The organism is Nocardiopsis sp. NPDC055879 (assembly GCF_053615935.1).
In genome coordinates this window covers 56,342-69,760 of the sequence record NZ_JBSHCT010000028.1, presented here as the reverse complement: position 1 = coordinate 69,760, position 13,419 = coordinate 56,342, and the positions used below count along the sequence as shown (strand labels likewise).

At 68.9% G+C, this 13,419-nt stretch carries 9 protein-coding genes and 1 pseudogene; 3 read left to right on the top strand and 7 right to left on the bottom strand.

From position 1 onward, the window contains the following. A pseudogene (locus tag ACWGKS_RS25985) lies at positions 1–423 on the bottom strand (HNH endonuclease); the annotation flags it as partial. A 905-nt stretch (positions 424–1,328) separates the two neighbouring features. Between ACWGKS_RS25985 and ACWGKS_RS25980 the strand changes: the two are divergent. Then, positions 1,329–1,961, top strand: a complete 633-nt coding sequence (locus ACWGKS_RS25980; RefSeq protein WP_358514431.1) for a class I SAM-dependent methyltransferase — start codon at positions 1,329–1,331, stop codon at positions 1,959–1,961. Positions 1,962–2,231: 270 nt separating this feature from the next. After that, positions 2,232–5,447, top strand: a complete 3,216-nt coding sequence (locus ACWGKS_RS25975; protein WP_452524316.1) for a transglycosylase domain-containing protein — start codon at positions 2,232–2,234, stop codon at positions 5,445–5,447. Positions 5,448–5,519: 72 nt separating this feature from the next. Here ACWGKS_RS25975 and ACWGKS_RS25970 read toward each other — a convergent pair whose 3' ends face one another. From ACWGKS_RS25970 to ACWGKS_RS25955, 4 genes are all read right to left on the bottom strand, one after another. Continuing rightward, positions 5,520–6,596 (bottom strand): prenyltransferase, encoded by a 1,077-nt coding sequence (locus ACWGKS_RS25970; RefSeq protein WP_358514427.1) that lies wholly within the window; start codon positions 6,594–6,596, stop codon positions 5,520–5,522. Then, entirely contained in the window at positions 6,596–7,327 is a 732-nt protein-coding gene (locus ACWGKS_RS25965) for a class I SAM-dependent methyltransferase (RefSeq protein ID WP_358514436.1), read from the bottom strand. Before ACWGKS_RS25965 ends, ACWGKS_RS25970 begins: the two co-directional genes overlap by 1 nt. Positions 7,328–7,356: 29 nt before the next feature. Beyond that, positions 7,357–8,709 carry a glycosyltransferase family 4 protein gene (locus ACWGKS_RS25960; protein WP_358514425.1) on the bottom strand — a complete coding sequence of 451 codons (1,353 nt, stop codon included), beginning with the start codon at positions 8,707–8,709 and terminating at the stop codon, positions 7,357–7,359. 153 nt (positions 8,710–8,862) lie between these two features. After that, on the bottom strand, positions 8,863–9,873 hold the full coding sequence (locus ACWGKS_RS25955) for an MBL fold metallo-hydrolase (protein WP_358514423.1): 1,011 nt from the start codon (positions 9,871–9,873) through the stop codon (positions 8,863–8,865). Between the two features lie 355 nt (positions 9,874–10,228). On the opposite strand from ACWGKS_RS25955, the gene ACWGKS_RS25950 reads away from it, so the two are divergent. Next, the gene (locus ACWGKS_RS25950) at positions 10,229–10,861 is read left to right on the top strand and encodes a TetR family transcriptional regulator (RefSeq protein ID WP_358514421.1); all 633 of its coding nucleotides are present in this window, start codon (positions 10,229–10,231) and stop codon (positions 10,859–10,861) included. Positions 10,862–10,873: 12 nt separating this feature from the next. Here ACWGKS_RS25950 and ACWGKS_RS25945 read toward each other — a convergent pair whose 3' ends face one another. Together ACWGKS_RS25945 and nadA are read right to left on the bottom strand one after the other, a co-directional pair. Further along, positions 10,874–12,256: a sigma-70 family RNA polymerase sigma factor gene (locus ACWGKS_RS25945; protein WP_358514419.1), complete on the bottom strand. Its 1,383-nt coding sequence runs from the start codon at positions 12,254–12,256 to the stop codon at positions 10,874–10,876. A 121-nt stretch (positions 12,257–12,377) separates the two neighbouring features. Next, the gene (gene nadA / locus ACWGKS_RS25940) at positions 12,378–13,376 is read right to left on the bottom strand and encodes a quinolinate synthase NadA (protein ID WP_358514417.1); all 999 of its coding nucleotides are present in this window, start codon (positions 13,374–13,376) and stop codon (positions 12,378–12,380) included. Positions 13,377–13,419: the final 43 nt, after the last annotated feature.

Below are 13,419 nucleotides of genomic sequence, written 5' to 3'. Positions count from 1 at the left end.
GGTGGCCTTTTCGGTGGAGGTCGCGATGGCGCAGGCTTCACCCAACGACAGGGCCTCGTTCTGGAAGGCTTCTTCCACCAGGGGCAACTGCTGCTTGTACAACGCCCGAGCGAGGGTGGCAAGGCTCTTGGCCTCGGCCGGAGAGGTCCCCCACTGGTGGGTGATCCAGGCTTGGATGCTGCGCTGGCCGCCCTCTTCCAGCAGGGCACCGGTGGCCTCCATGCGGGCCAGGGCGGGCAGCATCCCGTAGCGGATGCGATCTGTTTCCTGGTTGAGCCGGCGAAACTGTGCGAGCACATCGCCCTCGCACCCGAACGGGATATCCCGGCCGGAGAATTCCACCGCGATCTCCCGCGCACCCGCCATCGCCTTATCGACCGGGGTGTTCCCGGCCGGGCGCGGTGCGTGGGGAGGAAAGCTCATACTCTGATTATATGCGAACACCCCCAAGAACGGCAGGCCTACCCGCGAGTTTATTGACCGAATTCTGGGGCCAGCATTCATACCATACGAGGACCCCTGTTTCGGGTTACCCGCAACCCCTTTTCCTTATGGCCGGATCCGTCTATCACGGAGATACTCCTGGCGAATTCGAGGGAAGGGGCTCTGAATGGAAACGATCTTGTCCGTAGCGCCATGTTGGGCGCCCAACATGGCGCTACGAGCAAGATCATCGCTGTGAAGACCAGAGCCAGCCACCGCGGGGACGCGCCTCGCCCCGAACCCCACCTGTAGCGGGTCCTTCGTGACCGGACCCGTCACGTAGTGGCGACGCGGCCCACGAGGACACCAGAGGGAGGGGAAGGCATCCGGCCGGCTACGGCCGGACCGGGCGAAGCCCGGGGCCGTTGGGACCTCAACCACTCTCCCCCCTTCCCCGATAGCCGCCGAACCGCCGCCCGCACCGCACGGGTCAAGGCCACCAGCACCGCTGATGGGGACTCAACATTGCCTTGACGCGTGCGGTGCGGGCGGCAACAATCACGCGGCGGGGAAGGAGGGAGAACCCACCCCCACCCCGCCCAACAACCGGCAGGCTCTCGACCCCAGGCGCCCCACCAACCCACCCGAGCAACGCCCAACAACCGGAAGATTCTCTACCCGAGGCGCCCCACCAACCCACCCGAGCAACGCCCAACAACCCCAAGACTCCCAACCCCAGGCACCCCACCAGGAGACCTTGGGCAGCACGAAACCGGCGAAACCAGCGGCTCCCCCAAGATCGATGGGATCACGCTCACCAACCCCACCACCACCCCCAACTCCCCGCCTGTGGATGACGGGGTCGGGGTGGGGGAGTAGGGGGTGGGGAATGGGACAATCTCCGGATGACGAAGACAATCCCGGCGGAGCTGTTGGCGGCCGCTGAAGCGGCGAAGGGCTTCATGCCCACGGATGAGGGCCTGGCCCTGTACGAGACGGCTGTGGAGTACGCCGGCCGGGGGCCGATCGTGGAGATCGGGACCTATTGCGGGAAGTCCACCGTGTTCCTGGGTGCGGCGGCTCGGGTGGCGGAGGCGAAGGTCATCACCGTGGACCACCACCGGGGGTCGGAGGAGCATCAGGAGGGTTGGGAGTACCACGACGCCACCCTGATCGACCCGGAGACGGGGAAGTTCGACACACTTCCGCACTTCCGACGTACGATCACGCGGGCAGGGTTGGACGAGGAGGTCATCGCGATCGCGGGGGCGTCCACGGCGGTCGCGGCCGTCTGGGGCACCGAGTTGGGCATGCTCTTCATCGACGGTGGCCACAGTGAGCAGGCCGCCCAGAACGACTATGAGGGTTGGACCCCGCACATCGCGGTCGGTGGCGCGTTGGTCATTCACGACGTCTTCCCGAACCCGGAGGACGGGGGACGTCCGCCCTACAACATCTACCGCCGTGCTCTGGAGACCGGACGGTTCAAGGAGGTCCGCGTGGTCGGTTCCATGCGGGTGTTGGAACGTACCTCCTGATCCGACGTGGTTCTCGTGGCTCCAGGGGTCCTTCGCCCCTTGGAGCACGGGGTGATTCATCGAACACCATGTGACACGCGGGGTGAGGGTAAGCCCTTGGTAAGAAGTCACCGGGCGGTTACGGATTCGGCCTTGACACAGTTACGGGCGGGTATCGTGACGGTGAGGGTGGAGCGATGATGGTGGCGATTTTCCCCGGGATACCGCTTCAGTCCTGACTCGAACTGAACCGATCAGGGGCACTCGCGCGTCAAACACCAGGACGGCACGGTGCCGGACGTGATTTGCCATGGGGGCGGGGAGCTGAGCGAGAGCACACACGGCGACGGCGGGACGGATGGACAGCGTCCCGACTCGAATACGCCGGAGACGAACGACACCTCTGCAGAGGAGCTGTCCAGTCAGGCGACGCCCCAGGGTGATGTCCCCGCTACCGATGATGACAAATCGGAGGGGGATTCCGGAGGGAATGACACTCCTGAGCCGGAATTCATCGTTGGCGGGGCCGCCGCATTCAAGACCAGTGGCACGTTCTTCCGTGACCGGGTGGCCAAGACTTTGGCCGATCAGGGTTACGGCCTGGACGACGTGCCCTCTTCTGATTTGAGCACCGACTCGGAGACGGCCGAGACGGCCGAGACGGCCGAAGTCGAAGACGAAAACGAATCGGACTCCGAGTCCTCCACCTCCGCCGTCCCCTTCGCGGCAGAGGACAAGGAGGACAAGGAGGAAACCGAGGAGGTGGCTACCGAGGCGGCGGAGAACACCCGCGCCGAGGACCCCGACAATGAGGCGACCGGTGTCTTCCCGCTCCCGAACCTCTCTCAGGCGAACGCGGAGGAGCAGGAGGGGTCAGCGGAAGAGGAAGACGCTCCCGCGCCCGCCCCGGCTTCTGGGAGCCCTGAGGGCTCTCAGCGTCCTGAAGGGCCGGACGGGGTGGACTCTCCGGTGGCCGCCGCGGAGGCGACCACCGAAACCGAGGACGAGGCGAAGCCGACCGAGGCGATGCCCGCGGTGGCGGCCACCGCGTTCGTTTCTCTCCCGGATGAGCAGCCGGAAGAGAAGCCCGAGGCCACCGACCGGACCGCCGAGCATGAGGCGGCGTCGGCCGATGACGAGATGTGGCCGCAGCCTCGACGGTTCTCCGACTACACGTCGGAGCGCGAGGAAAAGGCCAGGGAAGAGGCAGAGAAGGACGACGCCTCCACCGCGGCCGCAGCGACGGCCGCAGCGGCCGCGGGCGGGGTCGCGGGAGCGTCCGCCGCTCCCGCCTCGGCTCAGGCCGCGGCACCCGGTGGTCCGACCGGCCCCGGAGGTCCCAAGGGCCCACCCGGCGGCCCCGGTGGACCGAAGGGTCCCGGCGACAAGGCCAAGGGCGGCAAGAAGCCGAAGACCAAGAAGCCGCTGTGGTGGCGCATCCTGCGCGTGTTCCTCATCGTCACGGGTCTGATGATCATCGCGGGCGCGGGTGTGTTCGCGTTCTTCTACACCACGGTGGAGATCCCGGACGCGGCCAAGGCCGACGCGGTCGAGCAGGGGTCGACGTTCTACTTCGCCGATGGTGAGACGGAGTTCGCCTATCGCGGCACGGACCGTGATGTGGTCGACTACGAGGAGATGGTCGCCGGTGGCGACCACGTCGTCGAAGCCGTCATCTCCGCGGAGGACCGGGGCTTTTGGACCGAGCCCGGTGTCTCGCTGAGCGGTACCACGCGCGCGGTGTGGTCCACGATCACGGGTGAGCAGGTGCAGGGCGGCTCGACCGTCACCCAGCAGATGGTGCGCAACTACTACGAAGGGGTGTCCCTGGAACAGACCGTGGCCCGCAAGGTCCAAGAGATCATCATCGCGATCAAGGTGGACCAGAACGAGGACAAGGAGTGGGTGATGGAGCAGTACCTCAACACCATCTACTTCGGTCGTCAGGCCTACGGTATCCAGGCCGCCGCTCAGGCGTACTACCACAAGGACGTCGACGAGCTCACCGCGGAGGAATCCGCCTTCCTGGCCGCCGCCATCCAACAGCCGACCCGCTTCGGTCAGGCCGACGTGGAGACCACGCCGGCGATGGAGAACCGGTGGCAGTACGTCATCAACGGTTTGGTCACGACCGAGGCCATCACCCAGGCCGAGGCCGACCAGATGGAGTTCCCCGCCCCTGAGCCGGAGAAGCCCATGGACGGCGCCGACATCAGTGGCTACAAGGGGTACATGCTCCAGGAGGCCCTGAGCGAACTGGAGCGTCTGGGCTACACCGAGGACCACATCAACCGGCAGGGCTACAAGATCGTCACGACCTTCGACAAGGACATGATGGACGCGGCCTATGAGTCGGTCGAGGCGATGGTGCCTCCGGAGAACCTTCCCGAGGGCGTCAACATCGGTCTGACCACCATCGACCCCGCCACCGGTGAGGTCAAGGCGTTCTACGGCGGTCACGACTACGTCGCCAACCAGTACGACAGCGCCTTCCTGGGCGCCGCGCAGGCCGGCTCGGCGTTCAAGCCGTACGTGCTGGCCACCGCTTTGGAGCAGGGCTACGGCCTGAACTCCACCGTGGACGGTCGCGGTCCGCGGGACGTTCAAGGGTCCCGGGTACAGAACGCGGGCAACTCTCCCGGCGGGGTCATGACGTTGACCCAGGCCACCCAGGTCTCCAACAACCTGGGCTTCGTCGAGCTGGCGCAGGAGGTCGGCTTCGAGGAGATCCGCCAGACCGCCTACGACGTGGGTCTTCCCGAGGGCAGCATCGCCGACAACCAGCTGGTGCCGGTCATGCCGCTCGGAGCGAGCAGCGTGCGCCCGGTCGACCAGGCCAGTGGGTTCGGAACCTTCGCCAACGGCGGTGTGCACATGGAGGCGCACGTCGTCAAGGAGGTCGTGAACCAGGCGGGCGACAACGAGCGCCCCGAGGTCGTCGAGAACCGTGCCCTGGAGGAGACCACGGCCGCGGACGTCACCCACGCGCTGGAAGGGGTCGTCAACAGCGGCACCGGTACGGCGGCACGACTGTGGGACCACCCGGTCGCGGGTAAGACCGGTACGACCGACGGCAGCGTCGCCGCCTGGTTCGTGGGTTACACCCCGCAGCTGTCGACGGCGGTGGGCGTGTACAGCGGGAACAACGAGAGCTTCAGCATCCCGGGGCACAACATCTCCGGTGGTGGTCTGCCGGCCTCGATGTGGAACTCGTACATGACCCGCGCGATGGAGGGGTACGAGCGCGGTTCGTTCCCGGACCCGGCGTTCGATGGCACCACGGAGAACTGGGCGCCGGATCCGGCCACCCAGGAACCTCAGGAGCCTCAGGAACCGCAGGAACCTCAGGAGCCCCAGGAGCCTCAGGAACCGCCGGAACCCGAGATTCCGGAGATCCCGGAGGAACCGGAGATCCCCGAGATTCCGGAGGAGCCGGAGGAGCCGGGCGTCCCGGAGCAGCCGGGAATCCCGGAGATGCCACCGTCGACCCGTAGTGAAGACGGCTAGCGCTCTCACGGGAAGAGGGCCCTGTACCGCATCGGTACGGGGCCCTCTCCGCCGTGTGGGAGGGGTGGATCCTCAGGTCACCACCGGCTCGGTGTCCCAGCTGTGCAGGAACACCCGGGAACCGGGCGTGGTGCGGGTGAGCGCGTCCACGGCCAGCACGACCGCGGCGGTCGTCCAGGTGCTGCGTTCGACCGGCCAGCGCACCTGTTCGGCGAACTGGTAGCCGGTCCAGTAGACGCCGTCGTCGGGGTCGCGCAGGTGCTGGATCTCCCGCAGGATGCGTATCGCGGCGTCGGTCTCGCCCATGGCGGTCAGCGTGAGCACCAGCTCGGAGGACTCCGCCGCGGTCACCCACGGCTGGTCGCTCACGCAGCGCACACCCAGGCCGGGCACGACGAAGGTGTCCCAGCGCTCCGCGACGCGGGCCTTGGCGTCCTCACCGCGGACCGCTCCGCCCAGGATCGGGTAGAACCAGTCCATCGAGAAGCGGGAGCGGTCGGCGAACAGCTCCTCACGGTCGTTGATGAGGACGGCGAGCCGGTCGGCGGCGGCCTCCCATCCAGGGCGTTCCCTGCCCAGCCGGGCGCCCAGCGCGGCGCCGCAGCGCAGCGCGTGGTGCACGCTGGAGCAGACCGTGAGCAGGGCGTGGTCGCCGGGCGTTCCGTCCTCGCCCCGCGCCCACAGGATCTCCCCGTGGTCGCCGCGCAGCGTCAGTACGAACTCCAACCCGCTCTCGACGGTCGGCCACAGTTCCTCGGCGAACACGGTGTCGCCGGTGGTGAGCAGGTGGTGGAACACACCCACGGCCGGATAGGCGGCGTGGTTGGCCTCGCGCAGACTCGTGACGGGCGTTCCCTGCCGGAACTTGGCGGGCCAACCGCCGCCTGGATGGCGGCTCTTCGACAACCATCGGTAGGCGCGTCGGGCGGCCTCGGCGTGTTCGGGCACGGTCAGCCCGGTCACGGTCAGGGCCATGGCGCACTCCACGTGGTCCCACACGTCGGCGTGACCGCCGGGGAACCAGGGGATGGCGCCGTCGGGCTCCTGGGCGCGTACGAGGTAGTCGGTGGACCGGTACAGCTGTTCGGTGCTGAGGACTCCGGGCAGGTGCAGGGCGTCGGGGTCGCTGGGCGCGGGTGCGGAGGCCATCAGTCGGACACGTCGGTCGTGATCGGCTTGCGAACGTACACGATGACGCTCTTGCCGATGACCGGGTTGAGGAGTCTCTCCGCGATCCGGGTCACCTTGGGGGCCTGGAGCATGTCCCAGACGAGCAGGTCGTGGTAGGCCTTGGCCGCCGGGTGGTCGTTGTTGTCGGTGCCCACGGCGCACTTGATCCACCAGTAGGGGGCGTGGAGGGCGTGCGCGTGGTGGTGCGGGCCGATCTCGAATCCGGTGGCCTTGAGCTTGGCCTCCAGTTCGGCGCGGGTGTAGATGCGGATGTGGCCGCCCTCGTTGGTGTGGTACTCCTCCGAGAGCGCCCAGCAGATGCGTTCGGGCAGGAAGCTGGGCACGGTGATGGCCGCGATGCCGCCGGGCCTGAGAACCCGGTACAGCTCCTTCATGGCGGCGGTGTCGTGCGGCAGGTGCTCGAAGATCTCGGCGGCGACGACACGGTCGAAGGAGTCGTTGTCGAAGGGCATGTCGAGGGCGTCGCCCTTGACGGTCTCGGCCTTGGCGGAGGCGGGCGCCTCACCTTCGTGGGCCATGGCGGCGAACATGGTCTCGACCTCGGCGAGGTCGTCGACGTTCTGGTCGAAGGCGACCACGTCGGCGCCGCGGCGGTAGATCTCGAAGGCGTGGCGGCCGCCGCCACATCCCAGGTCGAGAACGCGGTGGCCCGGGCCGACGGGGAACAGGTTGAAGTCGACGGTGATCAGTGGAGGCTCCCTAGGGATGGTGCTGCGGGTCAGGCGCCGTTCGCGCGGGCCCGCACGGGCGCGGGGCGGTGGTCCCCGTCGGGGGTGGTCCCCTTGACGGCGGTGATGGTGGAGGCGTAGCGCTGCGCGGTGAGCTCGGCGACGGCCTTCCAGGTGAACCGTTCCTGGACGCGGCGCCAGGCGGCGGCGCTCATGCGCTCACGTTCGGCGTCGTCGTCGAACAGGGAGGCGAGTTCGGCGGCGAGGAGGTCGGGGTCGCCCGGGGGGATGAGGCGGCCGGCGTCGCCGTCGGTGCCGACGACCTCGGGCAGGGCGCCGGCGTGGCTGGCGATGAGCGGGGTGCCGCAGGCCATGGCCTCGACGGCGGGCAGGGAGAAGCCCTCGTAGAAGGAGGGGACGACGGCGACCTGCGCGCCGGCGATGAGGCGGCCCAGTTCCTCGTCGTCGATGCCGCTGACGAACTCGATGCGGTCGCGCAGGCCGAGTTCGTCGACGAGGCGGTCGGTGGGGCCGCCGGGCCGGGGCTTGCTGACGATGGTCAGGGTGACGTCGCGTTCGGTGGCGAGTTTGGCGGCGGCGCGCAGCAGGACGGTGACGCCCTTGAGGGGGCTGTCGGCGCTGGCGGTGCACACGATGCGGCCGGGGGTGCGTTCCACGTCGGGGCGCGGGTGGAAGTAGCGGGTGTCCACGCCCAGCGGGGTGACCTCCATGGCGGTGGGGTCGACTCCGAACTCACGGGTGATGTCGTCGGCGGAGGACTGGGAGGGTACGAGGATGGGGTCCAGGCGGCGGGCGACGCGGGCCTGCATCTTCACGAATCCGTACCAGCGTCGCTTGGAGAGCTTCTGTAGGCCCTTGGCCTCGGCGATCTCGATGCGGCGGTCGACGCTGATGGGGTGGTGGATGGTGGTGACCAGGGGCAGTCCGGCGGACTTGATGCCGAGCAGGCCCCAGCCGAGGGTCTGGTTGTCGTGGACGACGTCGAACTCGTCGAGGCGGCGGCGGAGTTCGCGGTTGGCGCGCAGCGAGTAGGTGAGCGGTTCGGGGAACCCGGCGGTCCACATGGTGGCGACCTCCAGGACGTCGATCCAGTCGCGCCATTGGCGCAGGGGTGGGGCGACGAAGGGGTTCGCGTCGTTGTACAGGTCGAGGGAGGGGAGTTTCTCCAGGGTGACGCCCTCGTCCAGGACCGGGTAGGGCTGGCCGGAGAAGACGGTGACCTGGTGCCCGAGCGCGGCGAGTTCGCGCGACAGGTGGCGTACGTAGACGCCCTGTCCGCCCACGTGCTGTTTGCTCCGGTACGACAGGAGGGCGACGCGTAGGGGGCGGCGTTCGCCGGACGGCTTTGGGGTCGGTCCCGTGCTTGTGCCCGACTGGGTCAAGAGTCCACCTCTTCGTTGGGTCGCGTGCCCGGTAGTCGCCGTTCGTCCTTGGCCGCCGTCGGGTCCGTTTGGGCGCCCCCATATGTTACTCGCGAGTTCACTCGGGGTCGGCGCCGGGCTTCGGCTAGGGGGATCCTATTCCGGGTGGTCGATTCAGGTGGTGGTGGCCCACCGGGGGAGCTCCGTCGAACCGTCCCGCTTGGCCAGACCGCGCTCCTCCAGGGTGCGAAGGTGCGCGGCGGTCTCGGAGGCGGCCATGTGCCGGGCCAGGATCCGCATGTCCTCCCAGGGGCGCCGCCACTCCAGGCCGGAGGTGAGTTCCCACAGGGTGGTGGGGCCGCGGTCGAGCAGTTCCGCCATCCGGGTCAGGCGTTCCTCGTGGTGGTCGGTGATCGCTCGTGTGCGCTCGGGCAGCCCGGTGAAGCGCTCCTCGTGTGAGGGAAGGCATAGCAGTCGCTCGGCGTCGGGCAGGCGTCCGGTGCGGGCCTGGGAGGCCAGGAAGTCGCCGAGTGGGTCGCCCTCGGGGGCGTCGAGGGGGAACTGGCCCACGTGCGGGGTGATGCGCGGCAGGACGTGGTCGCCGGTGAACAGCAGGCCCCGGTCGGCCAAGTGCAGGCACAGGTGGCCGGGGGTGTGGCCGGGTGTCCACACGGCGCGCAGGTCCGAGCCGGGCGTGTCGACCCGCTCGCCGTCCTGGAGGGCCAGGTCGGGGGTGGCGGGAGACTGGAAGACGGTGGGGGAGGCGCGGAAGGCGTCGATGTCCTCGGTGGGGAACCCGGCGCGGGTCATCTGCGCGATCATCGTGGCGGCCCTTTCCTCCTGGCCGTGTCCCGCCTGCCTGGCCAGGATGGCGATGTCCCGGGGGTGCATGGCGATCCAGGCGTCGGAGGCTTCGCGTAGGCGGCCGGTCAGGCCGGAGTGGTCCGCGTGGAAGTGGGTGATGACGGCGCCCCGGACCTGGTCGACGCGGTGACCGGCCAGGGCCAGGCCGTCGACCAGGGCCGACCAGGAGTCGTCGTGGTTCCAACCGGTGTCGATGAGGACGGGGCCACCGGTTGTCGAGAGCACGTAGACGTAGGTGAAGCCGATCGGGTTGTGGGGGACGGGCACCGGGATGCTCCAGAGCCCCTCGCCCAGGTCCTCGACCGGGGGAACCTCGCGCATTGTGGGACGGCCTTTCCGCTGGAAACCGAATCACATTCGATTCTAGGGAAGGGGGTCTTGGGACTTTTGGGCGGAGTGCGACCAAAGCCGGACGATTGCGGTCCAGCCTCTAGGTGTTCGACGAAGTAGAACATATTCTACCTGGCCGGGCGATCGACCCGAAAATCTCTACCACGATCTCGTATTACCTCTGCCACGTCGGGCGATGAGGTGCGGATCATGGGTTCGAACGGCTGCCTGAGAGGGAAAGCGTTAGATAACGTGTTCTCATGACGGTCGGCGATCTCACGCCGGCCTTGAGGCGGCTCTCGGCCACCGCGTTCGCGGTGGACCGATGACGAAGGGGAGAGACCCAGTGGCGGTGCAGGCACCGATCGGAACGATGACGCGGAATCAGACACAGCGTCGCCGACGTATCGTCCAGACCGCGGCCGCCCTGGCGGTGCGTGGCGGCGTCGAGGCGATGCAGATGCGCTCGGTGGCCGAGCGCGCCGGGGTCGCCCTTGGCACCCTCTATCGCTACTTCCCCTCGAAGATGGACCTGGTCGTGGCCGTGGTCACCGAGGAGCTGGACCTGCTGGAGGGCGGTATCGTCCGCCGGCCGCCCACCGCCGACACCGCCGCGGGGCGTGCCGTCGACGTGCTGTTGCGCGCCACCCGCGGACTCATGCGAGAGCCCGAGCTGGCCGACGCGCTGGTGCGTTCGCTGATCATGGCCGAGGTCAAGATCGAGCTGGACGTGCGCATCACCGACCTGGTGTGGCGGGTGGCCACCGGCAACCTCGTCGCGGCCCGTCCCGCCGACACCGTGGAGGAGACCACCTCCGTGGACGAGGTGGACCGGGACGGTATCGAGTACGTCCTGGCCGGATCGCTGACCAGCGTGTGGATCTTCGAGCTGGTGGAGGTGCTCAAGGGCCGGCGCGACGTGGAAGAGGTCGAACGGCGACTGCACGTGACCGCCGAACGCCTCCTCGTCTCCTTCTGATCCTCGCCCGGGTCACTCCTCGCCGAAGAACAGCCCGAACAGCCCACCGAGCAGGCCTGTGGAGCCACCGCCCGGCTCCTCGCCCTCGGGTTCCTCCTCGGGGGCCTCGTCGTCCGCGGGCGGCGCCGGCGGAGCGGTGTCGTCCTCGTCCTCCGGGGCCTCGGGGTGGCCGGGTTCCGGTTCGGGATCCCGCCCAGGGTCGTCCTCGGGCCCTTGACCGTCCTCGGGATCGGCGGGGCCCTCGGGGCCGTTCGATTCCGGTGCGGTGCCCGTGGTCGACTCCGGGGAGGGAGCCGAGGGAGTGGACTCGACCTCGGGCGAGGGGTCGACACCGGGCTTGTTCTCGGAGGCGGTGGAGACCGTCTCCACCTTGGAACCGTCGTGGCCGCGGCCGGTCTCGGCGGGGCCGGCGTCGATCGTGGTCGGGGGAGCGCCCGCCATGCCGGCCCACCACCACAACCCCAGGGCCACCGCCACCGTGGCCAGCCCGGAGACGGCCGGCAGCGGCCAGCGCCTGCGCTCGGGTGTGGGCAGCGGCGCGCGCGTGTTCTCGTGGAGCGGTTGGTCCCGGGTGGTGATCCGATCGTCGGGCAGGGGACGCGGAGTGATGGGGGGTGCCTGGACCAGGGTCTCGTCCACCTCCTCGCCCTCGTCCTCGATCGCGAAGACGCCGGTGACGCGGGCGCGGTGGACCGGGTAACCGTCCTCGGTGAGCGGTTGCAAGGCGGCGGCGATCCGCTTGCGTTCCTCGGCGGCCTCGGGGGCCAGGCAGGTGTGCACGACGCGTTCGCGTAGTCCGGGCGGGGCCCCGGGCGGGCGGAGCAGGGCCAGCGCGGAGGAGACCTGTTGGATCTGGTCGCGCCGGTTGGGGGTCGCGCTCTCCTCGGAGTCCTCCGAATCGTCCTGCCCGGGCAGTCGGTTCAGGCCCTCCGCGGCGCGACGGATCGCCGAACGGGACAGTTCGTCACAGATCCGCGGTTCGAGTCCGAGTACTCGGGCGACCGCGGAGGAGGGCAGCGCGTGGCGCAGGTTCAGCTCGACGAGTTCGCGGTGGCTGGCGGGCAACCGGGAGAACATGCGCGCGACCGGGGTCTCGGCGGGCACGGTGGCCAGCCGAGTGTAGGGACAGGTGTGCGCGAAGCCGCGGCGTTGGCAGGCGGCGCGCACCAGGGCGTAGAGCCAGGGGCCGCGATCGGCCGGGTCGCGGAGCTTCCTCTCCAGTACCACTCCGGCGACGAGCCCTTCGTGGACGGCCTCGGTGACGGGGTCCTCCGGATCGCCCGGGGTGCCACCACCGAGCAGGGACCACGCGTATCGGTAGAGCGCCTGCGCGTATGCGTCGTGGAGCTCCTCGACCGGTGCCGCCGCTTCGTCTCTTTCGTTACCTCTGGTCACGATTCCCCCCCCGCTGTCTGTGGTGACGGTAGCGAGGGGAGAACCGTGGCGTGCGGGAATCGATCAGCTGTGTCCTGAAGGTGAGACTTCTGTTACCCGACCCGTGGGGGCGGGTGTGTCCTCACTCTCCGCCGCGCGAGGGCTGACCGATCGCGACCATGCGTTCCACCGAACGGCGGGCGCGCTCGGAGGTCTCGGGGTCGACCGTGATCTCGGTGGTGCCGTGGCGCAACGAGTTCAGCAGCTTGTCCGCGTCGATCATCTTCATGTAATGGCACTCGGCGCGGGAGTTGACCGCCTCGAACTCCGTGTTCGAGTTGACGTTGCGCAGCTGGTGCAGCATGCCGGTCTCGGTGGCGATGAGGACCTTGGCGGCGCTGGTGTTCTCCGCGGCGGTGAGCATGCCGCCGGTGGACAGGACCTTGACCCGGTCCTCGGGGACGGCGCCGCTACCGACCAGGTAGAGGGCGGAGGTCGCGCAGCCGCACTCGGGGTGCACGTAGACCTCGGCGTCGGGCTCGGCCGCCACGCGTTCGCGCAGGGTGTGACCGTCGATACCGGCGTGCACGTGGCACTCGCCCATCCACACGTGGATGTTGTCGCGACCGGTGACCCGCTTGACGTGGGCGCCCAGGAACTGGTCGGGGAGGAAGAGGATCTCCCGATCCTCCGGGATGGACCTGATGACGTCGGCGGCGTTGGAGGAGGTACAGCAGATGTCGGTCTCGGCCTTGACCGCCGCGGTGGTGTTGACGTAGGCGACCACGACCGCGCCCGGGTGCTGGGCCTTCCAGTTCCGCACGTCCTCGGCGGTGATGGTGTCGGCCAGCGAGCAGCCCGCGTTGGGGTCGGGCAGCAGGATGGTCTTCTCCGGCGCGAGGATCTTGGCGGTCTCGGCCATGAAGTGCACGCCGCAGAACACGATGGTGCTCGCGTCGACGCTCGCCGCGAGGCGGGACAGGGCCAGTGAGTCACCGGTGTGGTGGGCCACGTCCTGGATTTCAGGGCGCTGGTAGTTGTGCGCGAGGATGACAGCGTCGCGCTCCTCCGCCAGGCGGCGGACCTCGGCGGCCCATTCCTGCCTGGTCATGGTGTCCGCCGTCGCGGTGACCGTTGCCATGTCCTACTACTTCCTCGAGGCTGTGGGCTCGGCGTGCGGGCGC